At 62.3% G+C, this 21799-nt stretch carries 19 protein-coding genes; 6 read left to right on the plus strand and 13 right to left on the minus strand.

The features are described 5' to 3' along the window. Positions 1-106 precede the first annotated feature (106 nt). The 4 genes from V1290_RS02890 to V1290_RS02905 all read left to right on the plus strand — a co-directional run bounded on the left by V1290_RS02890 (position 107) and on the right by V1290_RS02905 (position 4441). Positions 107-289: a hypothetical protein gene (locus tag V1290_RS02890; RefSeq protein ID WP_065729174.1), complete on the plus strand. Its 183-nt coding sequence runs from the start codon at positions 107-109 to the stop codon at positions 287-289. Positions 290-404: 115 nt separating this feature from the next. Further along, positions 405-1835, plus strand: coding sequence for a type I glutamate--ammonia ligase (gene glnA / locus V1290_RS02895; protein WP_334362917.1), 1431 nt, complete (start codon positions 405-407; stop codon positions 1833-1835). A 251-nt stretch (positions 1836-2086) separates the two neighbouring features. Beyond that, complete coding sequence (locus V1290_RS02900) at positions 2087-3232, plus strand: fructose-1,6-bisphosphatase (RefSeq protein ID WP_334362918.1); 1146 nt, start codon at positions 2087-2089, stop codon at positions 3230-3232. A gap of 21 nt (positions 3233-3253) precedes the next feature. Next, positions 3254-4441 carry a 6-phosphofructokinase gene (locus V1290_RS02905; protein WP_334362919.1) on the plus strand — a complete coding sequence of 396 codons (1188 nt, stop codon included), beginning with the start codon at positions 3254-3256 and terminating at the stop codon, positions 4439-4441. 10 nt (positions 4442-4451) lie between these two features. Here the strand turns inward: V1290_RS02905 and V1290_RS02910 are convergent, their stop codons facing one another. Together V1290_RS02910 and V1290_RS02915 are read right to left on the minus strand one after the other, a co-directional pair. After that, a complete protein-coding gene (locus V1290_RS02910; protein ID WP_334362920.1) occupies positions 4452-4844 on the minus strand; it encodes a YybH family protein in 393 nt (130 codons plus the stop codon). A gap of 7 nt (positions 4845-4851) precedes the next feature. Beyond that, positions 4852-6534 (minus strand): glutamine--tRNA ligase/YqeY domain fusion protein, encoded by a 1683-nt coding sequence (locus tag V1290_RS02915; protein ID WP_334362921.1) that lies wholly within the window; start codon positions 6532-6534, stop codon positions 4852-4854. Between the two features lie 140 nt (positions 6535-6674). On the opposite strand from V1290_RS02915, the gene gltX reads away from it, so the two are divergent. Together gltX and gltA are read left to right on the plus strand one after the other, a co-directional pair. Beyond that, entirely contained in the window at positions 6675-8099 is a 1425-nt protein-coding gene (gene gltX / locus V1290_RS02920; protein ID WP_334362923.1) for a glutamate--tRNA ligase, read from the plus strand. 160 nt (positions 8100-8259) lie between these two features. Next, complete coding sequence (gene gltA, locus V1290_RS02925) at positions 8260-9564, plus strand: citrate synthase (protein WP_334362925.1); 1305 nt, start codon at positions 8260-8262, stop codon at positions 9562-9564. Positions 9565-9722: 158 nt separating this feature from the next. Here the strand turns inward: gltA and lpxB are convergent, their stop codons facing one another. The 11 genes from lpxB to V1290_RS02980 all read right to left on the minus strand — a co-directional run bounded on the left by lpxB (position 9723) and on the right by V1290_RS02980 (position 21757). After that, positions 9723-10886 (minus strand): lipid-A-disaccharide synthase, encoded by a 1164-nt coding sequence (lpxB, locus tag V1290_RS02930; protein WP_334368914.1) that lies wholly within the window; start codon positions 10884-10886, stop codon positions 9723-9725. 23 nt (positions 10887-10909) lie between these two features. Next, entirely contained in the window at positions 10910-11767 is an 858-nt protein-coding gene (locus V1290_RS02935) for an LpxI family protein (RefSeq protein ID WP_334362926.1), read from the minus strand. 19 nt (positions 11768-11786) lie between these two features. Continuing rightward, positions 11787-12590: an acyl-ACP--UDP-N-acetylglucosamine O-acyltransferase gene (lpxA, locus tag V1290_RS02940; protein WP_334362928.1), complete on the minus strand. Its 804-nt coding sequence runs from the start codon at positions 12588-12590 to the stop codon at positions 11787-11789. Positions 12591-12765: 175 nt separating this feature from the next. After that, positions 12766-13119 (minus strand): hypothetical protein, encoded by a 354-nt coding sequence (locus V1290_RS02945; RefSeq protein WP_334362929.1) that lies wholly within the window; start codon positions 13117-13119, stop codon positions 12766-12768. 259 nt (positions 13120-13378) lie between these two features. Next, the gene (locus V1290_RS02950; RefSeq protein WP_334362931.1) at positions 13379-14014 is read right to left on the minus strand and encodes a histidine phosphatase family protein; all 636 of its coding nucleotides are present in this window, start codon (positions 14012-14014) and stop codon (positions 13379-13381) included. Positions 14015-14160: 146 nt separating this feature from the next. Continuing rightward, positions 14161-14619 (minus strand): 3-hydroxyacyl-ACP dehydratase FabZ, encoded by a 459-nt coding sequence (gene fabZ / locus V1290_RS02955; RefSeq protein WP_028345839.1) that lies wholly within the window; start codon positions 14617-14619, stop codon positions 14161-14163. Continuing rightward, the gene (gene lpxD / locus V1290_RS02960) at positions 14619-15686 is read right to left on the minus strand and encodes a UDP-3-O-(3-hydroxymyristoyl)glucosamine N-acyltransferase (protein ID WP_334362932.1); all 1068 of its coding nucleotides are present in this window, start codon (positions 15684-15686) and stop codon (positions 14619-14621) included. The genes fabZ and lpxD overlap by 1 nt, the downstream gene beginning before the upstream one ends. Before the next feature lie 127 nt (positions 15687-15813). Continuing rightward, positions 15814-18348, minus strand: coding sequence for an outer membrane protein assembly factor BamA (gene bamA / locus V1290_RS02965; protein WP_334368915.1), 2535 nt, complete (start codon positions 18346-18348; stop codon positions 15814-15816). 173 nt (positions 18349-18521) lie between these two features. Continuing rightward, on the minus strand, positions 18522-19697 hold the full coding sequence (gene rseP / locus V1290_RS02970) for an RIP metalloprotease RseP (protein ID WP_334362933.1): 1176 nt from the start codon (positions 19695-19697) through the stop codon (positions 18522-18524). 43 nt (positions 19698-19740) lie between these two features. Further along, complete coding sequence (gene dxr / locus V1290_RS02975) at positions 19741-20964, minus strand: 1-deoxy-D-xylulose-5-phosphate reductoisomerase (protein ID WP_334362935.1); 1224 nt, start codon at positions 20962-20964, stop codon at positions 19741-19743. 4 nt (positions 20965-20968) lie between these two features. After that, positions 20969-21757 carry a phosphatidate cytidylyltransferase gene (locus tag V1290_RS02980; protein ID WP_442895043.1) on the minus strand — a complete coding sequence of 263 codons (789 nt, stop codon included), beginning with the start codon at positions 21755-21757 and terminating at the stop codon, positions 20969-20971. Between the last annotated feature and the right edge of the window lie 42 nt (positions 21758-21799).

Consider the following 21799-nt stretch of genomic DNA (forward strand, 5'->3'; position numbering starts at 1 on the left):
CCGCGGCAGGATGCACACTGTGTGCGCGGGATCAGGTGTCAACGTCTACGGTTCTCAGCTCGACTGGAATTCCCGGTCGCGCTCAGAATGAGAGGAGCATGACGCCATGCGAGAAACCGAAATCCACGACTATGCGCGGCAGTTACTGGAAGCTCATGGCGCCAAGGCCATTGCGGAAGCTGCCCAGAATGCCATCGAACTCGAGGCAAAGGGCGAGGTCGAACTGGCCAGAACCTGGCGGCATATCGAAGACGCGATGAAGATGATGCGTGGTCCCCACCAAAGCTGAGATTGCCGGCGCGGCAACGCAGAACGTGGGCCAGGAGCCGTCGCAAGTCGCTTCGCCACGGCTGAATGGCATCGCAACGTCCAAGATGCGGCTCTCCGTTACAGGAGTTGAAGCCATGTTTCCGAAGTGTGCGACAGCCGAAGATCTCGTGAAGGCGATCAAAGACGAGAAGGTGCAGATGATCGATCTGCGCTTTACCGACTTGCCCGGGGTGTGGCAGCATTTTTCCGTCCCACCGGGTGCAGCGAGTATCGATGCTCTCAGCGAAGGCATTGGGTTCGACGGCTCGTCCATCCGCGGCTTTCAGGAAATTCAGGAAAGCGACATGCTGGTCGTGCCGGACCCGGCCACGGCCTTTCTCGACCCGTATTCCCCTGTGTCCACCCTGGTCCTGATCTGCAACATCAGGGACCCCGTGACCGGTCAACCCTATAGCCGTGACGCCCGTTACATCGCCCAGAAGGCCGAAACGAACCTGAAAGGTACCGGCCTCGCCGATACGAGTTACTTCGGCCCGGAGGCGGAGTTCTTTGTGTTCGACGAGGTGCGCTACGGGCAGGGCATCAATCATGCCTTCCACGAAATCGATTCCAGTGAAGGCAGCTGGAATACCGGCGCGGAGGAAGAGCCGAATCTGGGCCACAAGCCGCGCCCCAAGGAAGGATATTTTCCCGTTCCGCCGACCGATAGCATGCAGGCTCTCCGCACCGAAATGGTGCTGACAATGGAGCAGCTGGGCATCCAGATCGAGGCCCATCACCATGAAGTCGCGACCGGCGGCCAGAACGAGATCGACATGCGTTTCACTACGCTCACCCGCATGGCGGACAATCTGATGATCTACAAATACGTGGTGAAGAACACCGCCCGCGAGCACGGCAAGACCGCGACGTTCATGCCGAAGCCGCTGTTCGAGGACAACGCCTCGGGAATGCACGTTCACCAGTCCCTGTGGAAGGGCGAGACCAATCTGTTCTACGACAAGGGCGACTATGCCGAATTGAGCCAGCTCGGCCGCTACTACATCGGCGGCCTGTTGACCCACGCCTGGGCGTTGTGTGCGCTTTGCGCCCCCACCACGAATTCTTATCGGCGTCTGGTGCCCGGCTATGAGGCTCCGATCAATCTGGTCTATTCCCAGCGCAATCGCTCAGCCTGCTGCCGGATTCCGATGTATTCGCCGAACCCGCGGGCAAAGCGGGTTGAATTTCGCTCGCCGGATCCCTCCTGCAATCCCTATCTGGCCTTTGCCGCGATGCTGATGGCCGGTCTCGACGGCATCATCAGCCGGATCGATCCAGGCAGCCCGATCGACAAGAACCTTTATGACCTGCCGCCCGCCGAGGCGAAGAACGTGAGGTCGACACCAGGGTCGCTGGATCAGGCGCTTGACGCGCTCGATCGCGATCACGCCTTTCTGCTCCGTAACGACGTGTTCACCGAGGACGTGATCGAGACTTGGCTCGACTACAAGCGGAAGAAAGAGGTCGATCCAATCCGGCTGCGCCCTCATCCATATGAGTTCCATTTGTATTACGACATTTAGGATGTGAACTCATCCGCAGGCATGCGCGGATTTCGGCTTCAGCGGGTCTGGAAAACCACCAAAATGGACTCGTGCCGTGCAACAATTGCCATTGCTACTCGCTCAGCTCGCGGCGAGCCGAGGCGCCGTGACTTCGGGTGGAACCTATTGCAACATGACACGTTCTCTCCGCCCAATGAGCAGCGCCGTTGCCCCGGCGCAGCGAGCGCCGAGGCGGAGGCGTTGCGTTGCACCGGTCGGAGGGAACGCTCATGAGACTTACCCTTTCCGTCATCAAGGCTGACATAGGCTCCGTCGGCGGCCACACGAAACCGTCCACACGCATGATGGCGGCTGTCGAGGGCGAGGTCGCGAAGGCGATCTGCGATGGCCTGCTGATCGACGGTTTCGTCTGCCACACCGGCGACGACATTGCGATCATCATGACGCACACACGGGGCGAAGGGAGCTCCGAGGTCCATCAACTTGCCTGGAAGGCGTTCCTCGCGGCCACCTCGGTCGCGAAAGCCTCCGGGCTTTATGGTGCCGGCCAGGATCTTCTCGTCGACGCACCGTCCGGAAACGTCCGCGGCGCCGGCCCGGGCGTCGCCGAGCTCAGCTTCGACCACAGCCTCTCGGGCACGAGACCTGCGGAGTCCTTCATGGTGTTCGCCGCCGACAAATGCGGCCCCGGCGCCTACAACCTGCCGCTCTACCTCGCCTTTGCCGATCCCATGTATTGCGCCGGGCTGATGCTGCCCCCAATGATTAAGGGATTCCGTTTCCATGTCATCGACATGGACAACACGGCCGGCGACAGCGTGATCGAACTCGACGCGCCCGCGGACGGCTACCACATTGCCGCGCTGCTCCGCGACAACGAGCGCTTTGGCATTGATCGCATCGTTTCCCGGACCCATGGCGAGGTCGCCGTCGCCGTTTCGGCGCAGCGTCTTCACGCGATCGCAGGCAAGTACACCGGCAAGGACGATCCGGTCGCGATCGTCAGGAACCAGGGGATTTTCCCGGCACCTGAAGAAATCGTCTCGCCGTTCGCGAAGGCGCACTTCGTAGGCGGCGATGCGCGCGGCTCGCACGTGATGCCGCTCATGCCGGTGCCAATTAACACACCGGTGACAGGCATGTACTGCCTCCCGATCGTTTCCTGCGCCGGCTTTTCGATCGACAAGGATGGCCGCTTCTCCGAGTCCTATACCGATTTCTTCGACAATCCGGCGTGGGACGAGGTCCGCCGGCGCGCCCAGCGCAAGGCAATCGAGATGCGCAACCAGGGCTGGTCCGGTGCCGCGATGCTGCCCTATTCCGAGCTGGAGTATGGTGGCTTCCGCGACACCGTGTCCTCACTGCTGAAGCGCTTTCAGGTGCGCAAGGAGCGCAAGCCGGAAGCGGCCGAGTAAGGGATCGCCTGCGAGGTGGGTATGGCAAAAAGGCGTATCGGCATTCTCACGGGCGGCGGCGACGTTCCCGGCCTCAACGCTGTTATCAAGAGCGTGACCTATCGCGGCAGCGAGAACGACATCGAGGTCGTCGGCCTCCGCCGTGGTTGGGAGGCCCTCACGCACGTAAACCTCGAGGACCCGGCCAGCAGGTCCCACTACATCATCCCGCTGAACCGTGACAACACGCGCACCATAGACCGGAGCGGCGGCACCATGCTGCACTCGAGCCGCACCAATCCGTCCAAGATGAAGAAGCTGCCGGATCATCTCGTCGGCAAGGACTTTCCAGCCTCGCTCAGCACGAAGGGCGGCATCGCAACCAAGACGTGGGACGTTACTACCCAGGTGCTGGCTAACCTCTCTGGGCTCGGCATCGAGCACCTGATCGCCATCGGCGGCGACGACACGCTGAGTTACGCAGCCAAGCTCAACGAACTCGGTGTCAAGATCATCGCCATTCCGAAGACCATGGACAACGACGTCCGCAACACCGAGTACTGCATCGGCTTCTCGACCGCGATCACCCGCGCCAGCGACGCCATCCAGCGGCAGCGCACCACGGTCGGTTCGCACGAGCGAATCGGCATCTTCCGCGTCTTTGGCCGCGATGCCGGATTTACAGCGCTCTATACCGCGTACGCCACCTCGATCCGGTGCGTCATACCGGAGTACAAGTTCGATCTCGACAAGCTGATCCGGTTGCTCGTCGAGGAGAAGCGCGCCAACCCGAGCAACTACGCGCTGGTCGTGCTCAGCGAGGGCGCCGCGTGGGAGGGCTACGAGGTGCAGGAATACGGCGAGCCGGATGCCTACGGCCATCGCAAGAAGGCGAGTGTGGCGGAATCGTTCGCCGACGAGATCAAGCGGCGCGTCGGCGAGGAGACGATCACGTCTGACCTCACCTACGACCTGCGATCTGGCAATCCGGACTTCATCGACAAGCTCGTGGCCCTGACTTTCGGTAACATGGCCTACGATGCCATCCTGGAAGGCAAGACCGGCCGCATGTCGGCGCTGGTGGAGGGGCGCTACGACCTCGTGCCCATCCCTGACGCCAAGCTCGGGCCGCGCAAATTGGACGTCGCCAGCACGTACAACACGGAGCGCTACCGCCCCATCTACGGCAATAAGCGAGGGCTGCCGATCTTTCTCACCCGCGCGTCATAGGGTGGCAGGCCTACGGCTCGATCAGCGGGGTCTTGGACGAGACATGATGGCTGACGATCTTCCAGTCGCCGTCCTCGCGAAGGATCACCCAGGTGATTTTGACCGACAGCGGCGAGACCTCTTCGCCGAGATCGAAATTCGCGATTCCGGCGAAATTGATCAGATCGGAGCTGACCTGCGCGATCATCACATCCGTGAACTGCACCGTTGGCGCACGCCAGCGTGGAAGCGCATTGAAATAGGCTACAACGCCTTCACTGCCGCGATAGAGCGTGGGGTTCGATCCGTAAAAGAGCGCGTGTCGCGAATAAAGCGCAGCAAGCGCGTCTGCGTCGAGCTTGCGGAACGCCGCCGACCATTTCTCGATGATGGTGGATACCGCGTCGTCGGCCGCGCTTTGCACCGTCGCCTCACCCCTTCCCGCCAACTTCCTTGGCAAAGGTGTCGCGCAGCCCAATGGTGCGGTTGAACACCGGCTTGCCCGGCGCGGAATCCTTGTCGCGCACGAAATAGCCCTGCCGTTCGAACTGCATCACCTCGCCGGAGTTGTCTGATGCGACCAACGGCTCGACCCGCGCCCCAGGCAGCACTTCTAGCGATTCCGGACTGAGGTCGGCGGCGAAATTCGCGGCACTCGGGCTCGGGTTCGAGAAGAGCTGATTGTAGACGCGCACTTCCGCCGGCACCGAATCCTTGGCCGATAGCCAGTGCATGGTGGCCTTTACCTTGCGGCCGTCAGGGGCGTTGCCGCCCTTGGTCGCGGGATCGTAGGTGCAGCGCAGTTCGATCACTTCGCCCGCGTCGTTCTTGATGACGCCGGTGCATTTCACAAAGTAGGCGTAGCGCAGCCGCACCTCGTTGCCCGGCGACAGGCGGAAGAATTTTTTGGGCGGGTTCTCCATGAAATCATCGCGCTCGATATAGAGCTCGCGGCCGAACGAGATTTTGCGCGTGCCCGCGGCCGGATCGTCGGGATGGTTGACGGCCTCGAGTTCCTCCGTCTGCCCTTCCGGATAATTCTCGATGACGACTTTCAGCGGCCGCAGTACCGCCATCCGCCGCTGCGCCGTCTTGTTGAGGTGCTCGCGAATGCAGAATTCCAGCATGCCGACATCGACCACGCTGTTGGCTTTCGCCACCCCGATGCGCTTGACGAATTCGCGCACCGCGGCCGGCGGCACGCCGCGCCGTTTCAATCCCGCGATCGTCGGCATGCGCGGATCGTCCCAGCCGGAGACGTGGCCGTCGCGCACGAGCTGCGTCAGCACGCGCTTCGACAAGAGCGTGTAAGTCAGATTGAGGCGGGCGAATTCGTACTGCCGCGGCTTTGACGGCACCGGCAGCTTGTCCAGCAGCCACTCATAGAGCGGCCGGTGGTCCTCGAATTCCAGCGTGCAGATCGAATGCGTGATGCCTTCGATGGCGTCCGACTGGCCGTGAGCGTAGTCGTAGCTCGGATAGATCGACCATTTGGTGCCGGTGCGCGGATGCTCGGCATGGAGGATGCGGTAGAGCACGGGATCGCGCAGGTTGATGTTGCCGGCCGCCATATCGATCTTGGCGCGCAGCACGCGGCTGCCGTTCGGAAACTCGCCGGCCTTCATGCGGCGGAAGAGATCGAGGTTTTCCTCGACCGTGCGGTCGCGGAACGGCGAGTTCTTGCCGGGTTCCGTCAGCGTGCCGCGGTTGATACGGATTTCCTCCTGCGACTGGTCGTCGACATAGGCATCGCCCGCCTTGATCAGGCCCTCCGCCCAGTCATACAGACGATCGAAATAGTCGGAGGCGTAATAGAGGTCGGTTCCCCAGTCGTAGCCGAGCCAATGCACGTCGGCCTGGATGGAATCGATGTATTCCTGCTCTTCCTTGGTCGGGTTGGTGTCGTCGAAGCGCAGATGACACTTGCCTCCGAACTCCTGCGCGATGCCGAAATTCAGGGCAATCGACTTGGCATGGCCGATATGCAGATAGCCGTTCGGCTCCGGCGGAAATCGGGTCACGACCCGGCTGTGCTTATCGGAAGAGAGATCGGCCTGGACGATGTCGCGGATGAAATCGCGCCCCGCCTCTGCCGTTACCGATTCTGTGGTCATCCTGAGTTCCTGTTAGGGATTAGCGAACCTTCTGCCAAATTCGCCCCTGTGAGCCAAGCCCACTTTGCCACCGGCCCGGGCTTTAGTTATGAACCGTTCCTGCTATACACCACCGCCGTTCACCGCTCACGCGCTTTGTAATGACTGATTCCGTCGTCACACGCTTCGCCCCTTCGCCCACCGGCTTCCTCCATATCGGAGGCGCCCGGACCGCGCTGTTCAACTGGCTCTATGCCAAGAAGCGCGGCGGCAAGATGCTGCTGCGGATCGAGGACACCGACCGCGAGCGCTCCACGGAAGCCGCCATCGCCGCGATCCTTGACGGGCTGAAATGGCTCGAGCTCGATTGGGACGACGACGTCATCTACCAGTACAGCCGCGCCGCAAGGCATCGCGAGATCGCCGAGTCCCTGCTCGCCAGTGGCAATGCCTATCGTTGCTATGCCACTGCGGAGGAGCTGACCGCGATGCGCGAGAAGGCGCGCGCGGAGGGCCGCACCCGCCTCTATGACGGGATGTGGCGGGATCGTGATCCGGGAGAAGCGCCCGCCGGCATGAAGCCGACCATTCGCCTGAAGGCCCCGCAGACCGGCGAGACCGTGATCGAGGATCAGGTGCAGGGCCGCGTGGTCTGGCAGAACGAAAACCTCGACGACCTCGTGCTGCTGCGTGGCGACGGCAATCCGACCTACATGCTGGCTGTCGTGGTCGACGACCACGACATGGGCGTGACCCATGTCATCCGCGGCGATGATCATCTGATCAACGCCGCGCGCCAGAAACAGATCTATGATGCACTTGGATGGGACATCCCGAACATGTCCCATATCCCGCTGATCCACGGGCCCGATGGTTCAAAACTGTCGAAGCGCCATGGCGCGCTTGGTGTCGATGCCTACCGCGCCATGGGATATCTGCCGGCGGCGCTGCGCAATTACCTGGTCCGGCTCGGCTGGAGCCATGGCGACCAGGAGATTTTCTCGACGCAGGAAATGATCGACGCGTTCGACCTGCCCGCGATCGGGCGCTCTGCTGCACGCTTCGATTTCGCCAAGCTGGAAAACCTCAACGGCCACTACATCCGCCACGCCGATGACGGCGCGCTGGTGGCCCAGTTCGAGAGCGTCTTGGACTATGTCCCCGACGGCGCCGAGCTGAAGGCAAAACTCAACGACACCACCCGCGCACAATTGCTGCGGGCGATGCCGAGCTTGAAAGAACGCGCCAAGACCTTGATCGAGCTGATCTCGGGCGCCTACTTCATCTTTGCCGACCGTCCGCTCCAGATCGAGCCGAAGGCCCTGGCTCTGCTGACGCCGGAAACCCGGGCGCTGATCGGCCAACTCCGCATCGCGCTGGAAACCGTGACCGACTGGCGCGCCGAGACCACCGAATCCGCCATGCGGAATTTCGCGGAGCAGAACAACCTCAAGCTCGGCGCCGTCGCCCAGCCACTTCGGGTGGCGCTGACCGGGCGGACGACTTCGCCCGGCATTTTCGACGTTTTGGCGGTCCTGGGGCGGGAGGAATGCCTGGCCCGTCTGGGCGATCAAGCGGCCGGCTGAGCCCCTACCATATGGGGGGCTGCGGCCATCTTGCAGTGCACAGGGCAATAAGCTACGCCTTTGGCGCCGCTTCTAGACAGTCCGGCCTCTCTTGCTACTGCCTTACGAATGGCACCAAGGTCGGCCCGGTTTTTCGTAACGATTTCATCGGGGATTCACGATGGACGCAAAATCCAGCAACAAGACTGCAACGCTCACCGTAGGTAATAAGACCTACGATTTCCCGATCCTCAGCGGCACGGTGGGGCCAGATGTCATCGACATCGCCAAGCTCTACGCCCAGGCCGGGATGTTCACCTACGACCCCGGCTTCACCTCCACCGGAAGCTGCCAGTCGAAGATCACCTATATCGACGGCGACGCCGGCGTGCTGGAATACCGCGGCTACCCAATCGAGCAACTCGCCGAACAGGGCGACTTCCTCGAGACCTGCTATCTGCTGCTCTACGGGGAACTTCCGACCAAGTCCCAGAAGCAGGATTTCGACTACCGCGTAATCCATCACACCATGGTTCACGAGCAGATGGCCCGCTTCTTCCAGGGTTTCCGCCGTGACGCCCATCCCATGGCGATCATGGTCGCCGCCGTCGGCGCGCTGGCCGCATTCTATCATGATAGCACCGACATCAACGATCCGCGGCAGCGCATGATCGCTTCGATGCGCATGATCGCTAAGGTCCCGACGCTGGCCGCGATGGCCTACAAATACACCGTCGGCCAGCCCTTCATGTATCCGAAGAACTCGCTCTCCTTTGCCGAAAACTTCCTGCACATGTGCTTCGCGGTGCCCTGCGAGGAATACAAGATCAATCCGGTGCTGGCTGACGCGCTCGACAAGATCTTCATCCTGCACGCCGACCACGAGCAGAACGCCTCGACCTCGACGGTGCGTATCGCCGGCTCCTCCGGCGCCAATCCGTTCGCCTGCATCGCCGCCGGCATCGCCTGCCTGTGGGGTCCGGCGCATGGCGGCGCCAACGAGGCCGCGCTCGCGATGCTCGCGGAGATCGGCACGGTCGACAAGATTCCGGAATTCATCGCGAAGGTGAAGGACAAGAACAGCGAAGTCCGCCTGATGGGCTTTGGCCACCGTGTCTACAAGAACTACGACCCGCGCGCCAAGATCATGCAGAAGATGTGTCACGCCGTGCTGGCCGAGACCGGCCATGGCGACGATCCGATGCTGAACGTCGCGATGGAATTGGAAAGGATCGCGTTGAGCGATCAGTACTTCATCGACCGCAAGCTCTATCCGAACGTCGACTTCTATTCAGGCATCACGCTGAAGGCCATGGGCTTCCCGACCTCGATGTTCACCGTGCTGTTCGCGGTCGCCCGCACCGTCGGCTGGATCAGCCAGTGGAGCGAGATGATCGAGGATCCGCAGCAGAAGATCGGCCGTCCGCGCCAGCTCTATACCGGCGTCGCCCGCCGCGACTACGTGGCGATGGACAAGCGGAAGTAAGCGACGTCGCGTACACGACAGCTCGGAAAGCCGGATGCGATCGCCGCCGCGTCCGGCTTCTCTGCTTTTTCGTAGGATGAGTGGAGCGGAAGCGATACCCATCGCCAGTGTATGCCGCGATTGATGGGTATCGCTTCCGCTGCACCCATCCTACAATCCTACCCCCGCCGTGCCTGCCACATCGTCGCCAGCACGACGTCGGCTGCGCGCACGCTGGGCGGCTGGTTGCCGGTCGACATGATGCCGTCGATCTTGCCGAAAGCCTCCAGTTGCCTTCGACGCAGGTCGCTGTCGCTCAACACATCACGCAGCGCTGCTGCGAGCTTTTCCGGAGTACAGTCTTCCTGCAGGAGTTCGGGAATGACGTTCTCGCCGATCACGAGATTGGCCAAGATCACCGAGTTCACCTTGATCGCGCGCCGCAAGATCCAGGCTTCCATGGCGCCGACCCGGTAGCCCGTCACCATCGGCACACCGGCCAGTGCCAGTTCGAGCGTCACCGTACCGGATTTGGCCAGCGCCGCATGGGCGATCCGAAAGGCCGCCCGTTTGTCCTGCTCGCCGATCACGACCTGGGGCTGGACCGGCCAGCCCTTCACCGCATCGACGACCGCTTCCTGCAGATGCGGCATGGTGGGCAGCACCAGTTCGAACGGCGTGCCCTGCTCCTGCAGCAGTCCCACCGCCTGGCCGAACACCGCCATGTGGTGGCGGATTTCGTTGCGCCGGCTTCCCGGCAGCACCAGCAGCACCGGCGGCGATTCCGCCCGCCGTCTAGCCTCATCGGCGTTCGGGCGCAGCGATGACAACTGCTCGGTCAGGGGATGGCCGACATAAGTGCAAGGCGGCCCGTGCAGCCTGCGATAGGCCTCCGGCTCGAACGGCAACAGCGCCAGCACGTGATCGACGTATTTGCGCATCGCGCGCGCCCGGCCTGGCCGCCACGCCCATACCGAGGGCGACACATAATCGACGATCGGAATCTTGGGATCCTTGGCGCGCACGCGCCTGGCGACGCGATGGGTAAAGTCGGGGCTGTCGATGATGATGAGAATATCGGGCGATGCCTCCGTCACCACGATGGCCGTTTCCTTGATCAGCCCGAGGATCTTCGGCAATTCCTTGACGACTGCGGCCAGCCCGATGATCGAGAGTTCTTCAATCGGAAACAGCGACTCCAGGCCTTCGCGCGCCATTGCGCGGCCGCCGACGCCCTCGAACTGTACCGCATCACCAAGGCGCTGGCGCAGCACCTTCATCAAGCTGGCGCCGAGGCGATCGCCGGATTCTTCCGTCGCGATCAGAAATATCCTCCGCTCCATCCCGGCGGTCGCGCGAGGCGGCGTCACGCGGGCAAGCCCTGGATGAACAAGCCGGCACTATCAGCAACCTCGATCATGGCTTGCGAGTCCGCGGCAATGGTGTGGCCGGCGATCACGGCAATGCCGGCGAGCCCAGCTTTTGCCACGCCTTCGATGGTTTTTGCGCCCACGGCCGGCAGGTCGAACCGCAAATCCTGCCCGCTCTTCGGCGCCTTCACCAGCACGCCGCGGCCGGATTTGGCGCGAATGCGCCCCGCCTCGCGCAGCCTCGCCACGCGCGCCAGCAGCCCGTCGGTACCCTCGATATCCTCCACCGCGACCACGTGCCCGTCGATCACGACCACGGCCTGGCCGATGTCGAACGGCCCGAGCGCGCCGAGCACTTCCCGCCCCTTGGCAATATCGGCGGTGGCGGCAGCATCCGGCATGGCACGGGCAATTTGCCCCTCTGGCATCAGCACGTCGGGGGCGACATCCCTGATACCGACCATCCGGAAACCGTCCTGTTCGAGGATGCGGCCGATCCCCGACAACAGGTGATCGTCGCCGCCGCGAAACGCCGCCCAGACGCGGCCGATCACGCGGATCGTTCCCCAGTCCAGCCTGATTTCCGACAGCGCAGGCCGCAGCAGCGTACCGATGAAGATCAGGTCGCGGCAGCCCTCACTACGGAACAGCCTTGTCGCGCGGCCGAGTTGTCCGACCGAGATCCAGTGATGGCGGAAGCGGCCGACGCGATCTGGATCGCAGGCGCCGCGCAGTGCGAACAGCACTGGCGCCAATCCCCGCGCGGCAAGCGAATCCGCCACCGCGAATGGCATCGCGCCGCCGCCTGCGATGACGCCGACGGGCGATGAAATGTCGGAAGCCGCTGAGATCATGGCTGCGGCGATCCCGTCATCAAGGCTTGTTGCCGTCGCCGGCGGGAAGACAGAGCGGACGAAGTTTACCGTCGCCGATGAAGGCGAGGATTTCGGCGATCGCCGGATCCTCTCCAGCCATCGGCTGAACTGCATTCAGCCGCTCGGCAAAAATACCGGGCCCGTGAAACAGCTTTTGGTAGAACGAGCGCACCTTGGCCAGCCGCTCCCTGGTGAACTTGCGGCGCTTCATGCCGATGATGTTCAGCCCTTCGAGGCTGGCATACTGTCCATTGGCGAGACCGAACGGAATGATGTCGCCGCGGACACCGCAGACGCCACCGACCATCACCTGCGGCCCGATCCGCGTGAACTGATGCACGGCAGACAGCCCGCCGATGTAGACGAAATCGCCGATCTCGCAATGACCGCCCAGCGTCGCAGACGTCGCGAAGATAACATCGCTCCCCACGACGCAATCGTGGCCGACGTGGCTGTTGTTCATGAAGTAACCGCGTGCGCCCACCCGCGTGAGGCCGCCGCCCTTCTTCGTTCCGACATTCATCGTTACGCCTTCGCGGATGGTGCACCCTTCGCCGATCTCGAGCCGGGTCGGTTCACCGCGATAGCTGAGGTCCTGCGGCGGGCCTCCCAATGCAGCAAATGGGTAAATGACACAGCCATCGGCGACGGTCGTATGCCCCGCCACGTTCACATGCGCGGTCAACTTGCAGTTCGCGCCGATGGTGACGTTCGGCCCGATGATGCAATAGGGGCCGATTGTCGTCCCCTCTCCGATCACAGCGCCATCCTCAACCCGCGCGGTTGGATCGATCGTACCCATCAAGCAGCCCAGCCCATCGATTGCGCGCGAATATCTCGCGTTTTCCGGTGGTTAGCGCGGCATTTCAATGCTGTCTAGTGACGTATGATTACGTCATGTGTCGGGCGCGCAGCGCCCGCAAGATTCCCATCCGCTGCCGCCCGTCTCCGCAGCCGAAGGCTGAGACAAGCCGTCACTATGTCATGCTGCCGGGCAGGAAGCAGCGGATCGAAATCCCGAGCGAATCCTTGAGCGGCCACACCATGGTCCGGCCAGCGCGATTTGGTTCGGTAATCACCGCATCGTCAGGGACGTCGATCCATTGGCCCTCGAGCCGCACACGGTAATGACCGTCCTTGGATTCCCAATCGACATCGGCGACAGCAGAGCCATCAGCGTCGGAGCAACATGGCCCCTTTCCGCTCCTGAGGCTGTCGAACCACGACTTCAGCGGGGATTTGGCGTAGCGACCGTCATCGCGGGCTACGGCATGTCCGCCGAGAACAATAGCTGCGCCTAGCAGTGCAACACCGACCCAGAGAGACTTCATGCGGCCATCCGCCAACAGATTCCCCACGGTATCTATAAAGCTGCTGGGCCGGCTGAAGTTCCCTCAACACGTCACAAATAGGCTGGACCGATCACCCAAGGTTGATACACGGTCGAACAGTGTCCTGCTGGAGTGTTTTCCAGCGAAAGCCTGCCCCGGACTTGGTCCGGGGGTGGACACCGGTTCTCGCGTCAAGAAAACGCGAAAAAAACAAGAAATCTAAAGCCCGGTTCTGATTCAATCAGAACCGAAAACGGCTCTAGCTGCCGGTCTGAGCAATCCATTCGCCAGGTTGCACGCGCGTGACCAGGACGGCCGGGCCTGAGCCACCGGTCTTGTAGACGAGCGCCTCGCCTTCGCGGATATCGCCAAATTCCTTTCCGAAGGCATCGGCGACGTTGGTCTTGTGTGTCACGACCACATTATTGACGCCGGCTTTCAGAGGCGCATTGACGAGATCGCGGACGGCGCGTCCAATTTTGGCGTTCTTGCCGTCGGGGTTCGCCATCGCCGACGCACTGCCGGCGCCGCTGTCGGTCAGGGCGTCGACGGGAGAGACGTCCTTACCGCTGAGCAGCTTGCCGGTCTCGACCGCGCGGTTTAGCTGGCTCGTGTAGACTTCGCCGATTGGTATGCCAAGTTTCGCGAGCGCAGCCCCAAGTTCGCGCGCAAGCGTGCGGCCCTTCTCGCTCAGTTGGCGCTGTGCACTCATATCGTCGAATTTGAAGGGGTAAATGTCCTTCTGGCTATCGTCAGTGGCGCCGTGTCGAAACACGATGACGTAGCCGCCACCCTTGAGAGAGGCGACAAGACCATTGAGGTCTGCCGCGTAACCTTGCGGCGGCATCAGCAGAAAAATGACCAAACACGAAATGATGGACGCAAACTTGTTCAAGGACGCCTCCGTTAAAAAAACGTGGACCCAAGCCAGGTCTAATCCGCAAATTTCGTCAAACGACCTCGAAAACGGGTCCCACTACCAAGGATTGAACAAAGACATCAGGAAGACGTCAGTTGTGTGACGGGTAAATTCAATCCGGCTCAATCCGTCAGCATCGCGCCGACGTCGGCTTCCGCGACCACGGCACCATTTACCTTGGCGTCGCCGTGAAACCACCACATCGCCTTGCGGCGGCCGATCGAGCGCATGTGGTACTCGATGGTGTCGCCGGGCATCACCGGCTTGCGGAATTTGCACTTGTCGATGGTGAGGAAATAAACCGCGCGTGGCTTCTCGGTGCCTTCGACCGACTTGATGCCGATCACGCCGGCGGTCTGCGCCATGGCTTCGATCATCATCACGCCGGGATAGACCGGACGTTCGGGGAAATGGCCGAGAAACGGCGGCTCGTTGAAGGTAACGTTCTTGATGCCGATGCCGCTGTAATCGGTCCGGATCTTGATCACCCGATCGATCAGCAGCATTGGATAACGGTGCGGGAGCGTCTTGAGGATCTCGTTGATATCCACGAGCTCAAACCTGACCGGTGCCTCCTCCATCACTCGCGCCCCTCGCCTTTCGGATCGACGGTGCCACCCTGCACCAGCCGCTCCACTGCAACAATCTCCCTGAACCACTGCTTGGTCGGTTTGGCAAAATGTCCGCCCCAGCGGCCATTGGGTGGGATATCGTCCTTGACCGCGCTCATCGCCGTCACCTGCGCGCCATCGCCGATCTTGAGGTGGTTGTTGATGCCCACCTTGGCGCCCAGCGCGACGTTGTCACCGATCGTCAGGCTGCCCGCGAGCCCGATCTGGGCCGCGAGCAGGCAGTGCCTGCCGATGGTCACATTGTGGCCGATCTGGACCTGATTGTCGATTTTGGTGCCCTCGCCGATCACGGTATCCCGCAGGCTGCCGCGGTCGATGCAGGTGCCGGCGCCGATTTCGACATCGTTCTGGATCAGGACGCGGCCGGTCTGGGGCACCTTCAGATGGCCCTCGGGGCCGAAGAAAATGAAGCCATAACCGTCCTGGCCGATGCTGCAGGCGGGGTGGATCAGCACGTTGTTGCCGATCAGGGCGAACTGGATCGCGGTGCGCGCACCTACATTGCAGTCGCGGCCGATTTTGACGTCGGCGCCGATTACCGCGCCGGCACCGATTACGGTGCCAGTGCCGATCTCGACCCGTGGGCCGATCACCGCGAGCGGATCGACGATGACGCCGTCCTCGAGATGGGCGGACGGGTCGATGATCGCCGATGGCGCGATGCCGTCATTGTCGAACCAGGATTGTGGGCGGAGCGCATCGGCGTGCCACTCGCGCGCCAGCTTCACGAAGGCGCGGAACGGCTGGGCCGCCCGCAGCACCGCCACATGGGCGGGCACCTGGGCCTCGAAACGCGGGCTGACCAGGCAAGCGCCGGCTTTGGTCGCCTTGAGCTGATCGGCGTATTTGAGATTGTCGAAGAACGCCAGATGCATCGGACCGGCTTCGTCGAGCGAAGCGAGGCCCCTAATCACGTCACCGTCCCGCGCAGGGTCGACCAATACCGCTCCTGTCAACGCGGCCAGCTCGGCCAGCGTTGAGGAAGGAGGTTGCTTGAAGAATATCGGCTGCGCCATTTCACCCGTCGCAGTCCGGCCGCTATTCACACCAGAGAGCCGGCGTCGAAGACGCGAAGCCGAACCCTCCTCCTATTCCTTGGTGTTCTCGTCACGTGGACCTTAGTCCATTTCGCTTCAAGACACCTTAGAACGATGTGCCACCGCCAAACTTGAATTCCTGCACGCGGTCAAACTGGCCCTTCGTAAGCGGAACCGCATAGTCGAAGCGGAGCGGACCGAAGGGCGAGGCCCAGATCAGGCCGACACCCACCGAGGTGCGAACCACATTGCCGTTGTCGAACTGCAATCCCGTACAAGTTCCGGCACTGGCCGGAGTGGTCGCCGTCGCCTGCGTCGGCGGGATGCAACCAGGCAGGTTGACCTCGCCCGTTGCCGCCCACGACGTCGGTCCCTTGTAGTCGAACAGTCCACCGGCGTCGGCATAGACCGAGCCCTTGAGCCCGACTTCCTTCGGCAGGAACCAGAACGGCATCTGCAATTCGAACGAAGCGCCCCAGTACTTGGTGCCGCCGAGCGCATCACGTGTACCGAACGGATTCAAATCGCGCGGACCGATACCGTTCGGCGCAAAACCGCGCACCAGGTTCGGACCCATCTGGAAGTGATCGAGCATGCGCAGTTCGCTGCCGCCGAACTGGTTGAGAATGCCGCCCTGGAGATGGATCAGGCCGACGATATCGGCGACCAGCGGGGTGTAGTACTTCGCGTCGATCGCCGACTTGATGTACTTCACGTCGCCGCCGACGCCGGCGAAGTCCTGCTTCCAGTCGATCAGCAAGCCGTCGGTCGGGTTCTTGTTGTTGTCCAGCGTGTTGTAGTTCAGCGAATAGCCGACCGACGAGGTCAGCGCCTTGCCGCTCTGCAGTTCCCTGCGGATCGGCAGCGAAGCTTCGCCGTCGAAGTAACATCCGAGACCGTTTGTGGATGTCAGGTCGATGGGGGGAGTCTGACTCGCCGCAAAGGCCGGGCTTGGATTGAAGGCGAGCAACGAGTTCGCCGGGTTGTTGTTACAGTTGGCGAGCGTGCTCGGCAGCGAGATTTCCTGCTGATAGATCGAGTAGCGCAACTGAAGCGCGAGATCTTCGCGCAAGGTGAAGCCGAGCCGCGGGCTGAAGCCCAATGTCTTGGTGCCGTACGCGATGTAGCTGTTGGCGAGCTGTTCACGATAGAACAGGTCGAGGCCAAGCGCGACGCGATAGTCGAACAAATAGGGGTCGACGAACGACAGCGAACCGCCGCGCGCGTACTGACCGTAGGTCACAGCAGCCTTCGCATACAGGCCGCGGCCGAGGAAGTTGCGCTCGGAGATGCTGACTTCGGCCAGTGCGCCGTCCGTGGTCGAATAGCCGCCCGACACCGAGAAGTCGCCGGTCGATTTTTCTTCGAGATCGACGATCAGGATCACGCGATCGGTCGACGAGCCGGGCTCGGTCAGGATCTTCACGCTCTTGAAGAAGTCGAGGTTCTTCAGCCGGCGCTCGGCGCGATCGACCAGGGCACGGTTGTAGGCGTCGCCTTCGGACAGGTCGAACTCGCGGCGGATCACGTAGTCGCGGGTACGGGTGTTACCGCGGACGTTGATGCGCTCGATATAGGTTCGCGGGCCTTCGTCGACGGCGAACACGATCGAAACGGTGTGCTGCTCGAAATTGCGATCGCCGCGCGGACGCACCACGGCGAAGGCGTAGCCGCGCCGTGAAGCCTCGATCTGCATTTCCTCGACGGATTTCTCCAGCGCCTCGGCATTGTAAACCGAGCCGACGCTGACGCGCGAGAAGCTGCGCATCGAGGCGGCATCGAGGGTCGGGATGGAGGTCTGGAAATCGACGGAGGCAACGCGATATTGCTGCCCCTCATCGATCTTGAAGGTGACGAGGAAGCCCTTCTTCTCGGGGTCATACTCGGTCAGTGCGGCGACCACCTGCACGTCGGCGTAACCGTTCTTGAGGTAGAAGCGGCGAATCAGATCGCGGTCCGCCTCGACCCGGTCGGGATCATAGACGTCGGCGCCGCCGAGGAAGCTCAGAAGGTTCGATTCGCGCGTCTTGATGACGTCCTTGAGGCGATAGGACGAATAGGCGACGTTGCCGATGAATTCGATCGACTTGACGCCGGTCTTGCCGCCTTCGGTGATCGTGAAGATCAGATCGACGCGGTTGTTCGGCTGCTCGATGATTTCCGGAGTGACGCGCACGTCATAGCGGCCGGAGCGCCGGTAGATTTCGGCGATGCGCTGGGCGTCCGACTGAACCATCGGACGCGAGAAAGTACCGCGCGGCTTGGACTGGATTTCAGCCGAAAGCTGTTCGTCCTTGACCTTCTTGTTGCCTTCGAAGGCGATGCGCCCGATCACGGCGTTTTCGACGACCGTCACGACCAGCCGACCGCCGACCTGGTTGATTCGCACGTCCTGGAACAGGCCGGTCTCGATCAGCGCTTTCAGGCCATCGTCGATCTGGGCCTGCCCGAGGCGGCCGCCGGGGCCTGGCTTGAAATAGGAGCGGATGGTCTCGACCTCGACACGCCGGTTCCCTTCAACGACGATCGACGCCGCGGTCTGGGCCGCAGCCGGCACAGACACCAACACGCCCCCCATCGGCGCGGCCACCATGATCAGAGCGGCCAGCAGACCCCCCCGCACTCGCATTCCCAACATCATGCGCAACGCGCCCTCGTCATTGCACTGCCGGCTCGTACCCCTACGAACCGGCAGAATCCCAAAGTTGCATTGCTTGTAGCCAATTTCGACAGGGGGGCAAACCAGACATCGCGATGCGATTCCAATTTCATTCCAAGACGTTGCCAAAGGGCAACGTCATAAAAAAGCCGCTTCTACGACCTCCCGAACAGCCCCCTCAGCCACGGCACCTGATGGAAGTCGTTATAGAAGGCGAACACCATCAGCATCAGGACCAGAACCAGCCCGACTCGGAACCCGTATTCCTGGGATTTTTCCGACAATGGACGCCCGCGGAGCACCTCGGCCGTGTAGAACATAAGGTGACCGCCATCGAGCAAGGGCACCGGGAACAAATTCAATAGCCCGATCGAAATGGACAGCACCGCCGCCAGATGCAGCAGCGGAATGATTCCCAAGGTAGCCACCTGCCCCGAAATCTGCGCGATCCGAATCGGCCCGCCGATCTGGTCCGCGCTCGCCCGGCCGGTAAAGATGTTACCGATATAGGCGAGCGTCTGCTCGATGACGAACCAGGTTTCCTTGATTCCGAGCCAGAATGCGGTCGCCGGATCGACCTTCTCGGTGGTCACCTCGCCCGGCGAGGTCGCACGGGTGATGCCGAGAATTCCGAGCCTTTGGGCATTTCCGAACGGATCCTTCACTTCGCGCAGTTCCGGCGTGCCCTTCAATTCAAGCGTGGAATCACCCCGCTTGACGGTGAAGGTCATGGTTTCGCCGGCGCGAACGCTCACGAAGCGCTGCATGTCGGAGAAGCTGCCGATCTTTTTGCCGTCGATGGCGGTGACGACGTCGCCGACCTGAAAGCCCGCCCGCTCGGCGGCGCTGCTGGCTTCGATCTTGTCGACGCGTGCCGTCGTGCTCGGCTTGCCGAAGAAAGTGAAGAGACAGGTGAAAATGACGATCGCCAGAATGAAATTCGCGATCGGACCGGCGGCCACGATGGCTGCGCGCGCGCCGACTTTCTTGTGATGGAAACTGCCGGCGCGCTCTTCCTCGCTCATGCGGGCGAGCGATTCGGCCGATGCGGGCGTCGAGGCTTCCGATTCGTCGCCGAAGAACTTCACGTAACCGCCGAGCGGGATCGCGGAAATCTTCCAGCGCGTGCCGTGACGGTCGTTGAAGCCGGCAAGTTCCGGCCCGAACCCGAGCGAGAACGTCAACACCTTCACGCCCGCCCAGCGGGCGACCAGGAAGTGGCCGAGTTCATGGAAGAACACGACGATGGTCAGAACGAACAAAAAGGGAATGATGTAGCCGATGAGCCCGTGGCCCAACGTACTGAAACTGCTTAGAAAAAACTCTGACATCAGGTTCCCCTCGACAAGAGCCGATGGCTCCGTCCCCAACCCTCTAGGATGCCTTTAAGGCAATTTGAGGCAATAGGGAGGCGGCTCGATTTCGCGCGTTATGGTCAACGGAGATCGCGTCGTCCGCCGAGTTCAAAGGCGCAAGGTTCCCGGCACGAATCCAATCGTTGATGGTGGCTTCGACGAGGCGCGCGATCGACCCGAATTTGATCTTTCCGGCGATGAACGCCGCCACCGCCACCTCATTGGCGGCGTTGAATACCGTGGTCGCGCCACGCCCTGTACGTAACGCCTCGTAGGCCAGCCGCAAGCCCGGGAACCGCTCGAAGTCCGGCGCCTCGAACGTGAGCTGGCCGATTTTTGCGAGGTCCAGCCTGGCCGACGGGCCAACGATTCGATCGGGCCATCCAAGGCAGTGCGCGATCGGGATGCGCATGTCGGGCGCGCCGAGCTGCGCAACCACAGAGCGATCGGAGAATTCGACCATGCCGTGGATGATCGACTGCGGATGCACGAGGACGTCGATCTCGTCGGCCGAGAGCGCGAACAGATAGGAGGCTTCGATGACTTCGAGGCCCTTGTTCATCATCGAGGCCGAATCAATGGTGATCTTCTGACCCATGCTCCAGTTCGGATGCTTCAAGGCCTGCTCAAGCGTCGCCTGCTCGATGTCGGCCGGCGCCCAGGTGCGGAACGGGCCACCGGATGCGGTGATGATCACGCGCACCAATTCCTCGCGATTGCCGGAAGAGAGCGCCTGAAACAGCGCGTTGTGTTCGGAATCTGCCGGGAGGATGCATGCGCCGGCCTTCGCCGCGCGCTGCATGAAGAAATCGCCGGCACACACCAGGCATTCCTTGTTCGCCAATGCGACGGCGGCGCCGCGGTCGACCGCAGCAAGCGCAGGCTTCAGCCCAGCCGCGCCGCTCACCGCCGCCATCACCCAGTCGGCGGGACGCGCGGCGGCCTCGATGATCGCGCTTTCGCCGGCGCCGCATTCGATATTCGTGCCTGCCAGCGCATCCTTCAGTTCGCCAAGGCGCGTGGCGTCGGCGATCGCAGCGAATCGTACGCCGAATTCCTTCGCGAGCCTGGCCAGCGCTTCGACGTTGGAATTCGCGGTCAGCGCCTCGACCTGGTAGCGGTCGCGCGCGCCGCGCAGCAGATCCATGGTGCTGTCGCCGATGGAACCGGTGGCGCCCAATACCGTGACGGTGCGCGCATCCGACCAAGCGGCCTTGTTGTTACGCAATGGAACTGCGCTCATCGTTTCACCAAACCATAAGACCGCGACCGACGCCATCGGCGCCGTCCCGCAGAAAGCCGAAAAGTGCCGCCACGACAACGGCTGCGACAAACCCATCCAGACGATCCATTAGTCCGCCATGGCCGGGGATGATGTGACTTGAGTCCTTTACGCCAAAACGGCGCTTCACGGCGGATTCGAAGAGGTCGCCGAGCTGCGAAACCACCGAAAGGGCCGCCGAAAGCGCCAGCAGCGGCCCCACTTTGCCGAGACCAAAGGCGGCAAATCCGCCTGCCACGGCCAGACTGGCGGCAAATCCGCCGACGGCGCCGGCCCAGGTCTTTTTCGGGCTGACGCGCGGCCACAGTTTTGGTCCGCCAATACCGCGGCCCGCGAAATAGCCGCCACTATCGGTCACCCACACAATCAGCAGCACGAACATCAGGGCGGCAAAACCCTTTACGGAATCCAGACGCACCAGGACCGAGGCAATTTCGGCCGCGGCCGCGTACAGAAATCCGGCCGCTGCCCAGTTTCGCCGCTCCGGCGCGATCGACACCACCGCGACAAAGCCGATGCCGAGTACGATCAGGGCGGCATCGAGCCGGCCGATCGCAAAGCAAACTCCGCCGAGCGCAAGCGCGGCCACGCCCGGGACGATCACACGCGTTGCCCCGGCGAGGCCCACGATCGCGAGCCATTCGACGAACAGGCCGACGGCCGCCAGCGTCACCAGCGCGGCCCACAGCCAGCCGCCCGCATAGGCGATGGCGACCGCAAGCGGAATCAGCACTGCGGCGGCGGCGATACGCATCACGAGATTGCGCGAATCGGGCGCGCTTGCTGCCGCCGGCGC

It is taken from the genome of Bradyrhizobium sp. AZCC 1578 (assembly GCF_036924675.1).
In the GTDB taxonomy this organism is placed as follows: Bacteria; Pseudomonadota; Alphaproteobacteria; order Rhizobiales; family Xanthobacteraceae; genus Bradyrhizobium.

Excerpts from the sequence above, each read along its gene's own strand:
- V1290_RS02935 (WP_334362926.1), bottom strand. The coding sequence starts at position 11,767 with ATGATCTCAGCGGCTTCCGACATTTCATCGCCCGTCGGCGTCATCGCA.
- V1290_RS02980 (WP_442895043.1), bottom strand. The coding sequence starts at position 21,757 with ATGCGTATCGCCGCCGCCGCAGTGCTGATTCCGCTTGCGGTCGCCATC.
- lpxA (WP_334362928.1), bottom strand. The coding sequence starts at position 12,590 with ATGGGTACGATCGATCCAACCGCGCGGGTTGAGGATGGCGCTGTGATC.
- bamA (WP_334368915.1), bottom strand. The coding sequence starts at position 18,348 with ATGATGTTGGGAATGCGAGTGCGGGGGGGTCTGCTGGCCGCTCTGATC.
- gltA (WP_334362925.1), top strand. The coding sequence starts at position 8,260 with ATGGACGCAAAATCCAGCAACAAGACTGCAACGCTCACCGTAGGTAAT.
- fabZ (WP_028345839.1), bottom strand. The coding sequence starts at position 14,619 with ATGGAGGAGGCACCGGTCAGGTTTGAGCTCGTGGATATCAACGAGATC.
- V1290_RS02945 (WP_334362929.1), bottom strand. The coding sequence starts at position 13,119 with ATGAAGTCTCTCTGGGTCGGTGTTGCACTGCTAGGCGCAGCTATTGTT.
- V1290_RS02900 (WP_334362918.1), top strand. The coding sequence starts at position 2,087 with ATGAGACTTACCCTTTCCGTCATCAAGGCTGACATAGGCTCCGTCGGC.
- glnA (WP_334362917.1), top strand. The coding sequence starts at position 405 with ATGTTTCCGAAGTGTGCGACAGCCGAAGATCTCGTGAAGGCGATCAAA.
- dxr (WP_334362935.1), bottom strand. The coding sequence starts at position 20,964 with ATGAGCGCAGTTCCATTGCGTAACAACAAGGCCGCTTGGTCGGATGCG.
- rseP (WP_334362933.1), bottom strand. The coding sequence starts at position 19,697 with ATGTCAGAGTTTTTTCTAAGCAGTTTCAGTACGTTGGGCCACGGGCTC.
- lpxB (WP_334368914.1), bottom strand. The coding sequence starts at position 10,886 with ATGGAGCGGAGGATATTTCTGATCGCGACGGAAGAATCCGGCGATCGC.
- V1290_RS02915 (WP_334362921.1), bottom strand. The coding sequence starts at position 6,534 with ATGACCACAGAATCGGTAACGGCAGAGGCGGGGCGCGATTTCATCCGC.
- V1290_RS02905 (WP_334362919.1), top strand. The coding sequence starts at position 3,254 with ATGGCAAAAAGGCGTATCGGCATTCTCACGGGCGGCGGCGACGTTCCC.
- gltX (WP_334362923.1), top strand. The coding sequence starts at position 6,675 with ATGACTGATTCCGTCGTCACACGCTTCGCCCCTTCGCCCACCGGCTTC.
- lpxD (WP_334362932.1), bottom strand. The coding sequence starts at position 15,686 with ATGGCGCAGCCGATATTCTTCAAGCAACCTCCTTCCTCAACGCTGGCC.
- V1290_RS02890 (WP_065729174.1), top strand. The coding sequence starts at position 107 with ATGCGAGAAACCGAAATCCACGACTATGCGCGGCAGTTACTGGAAGCT.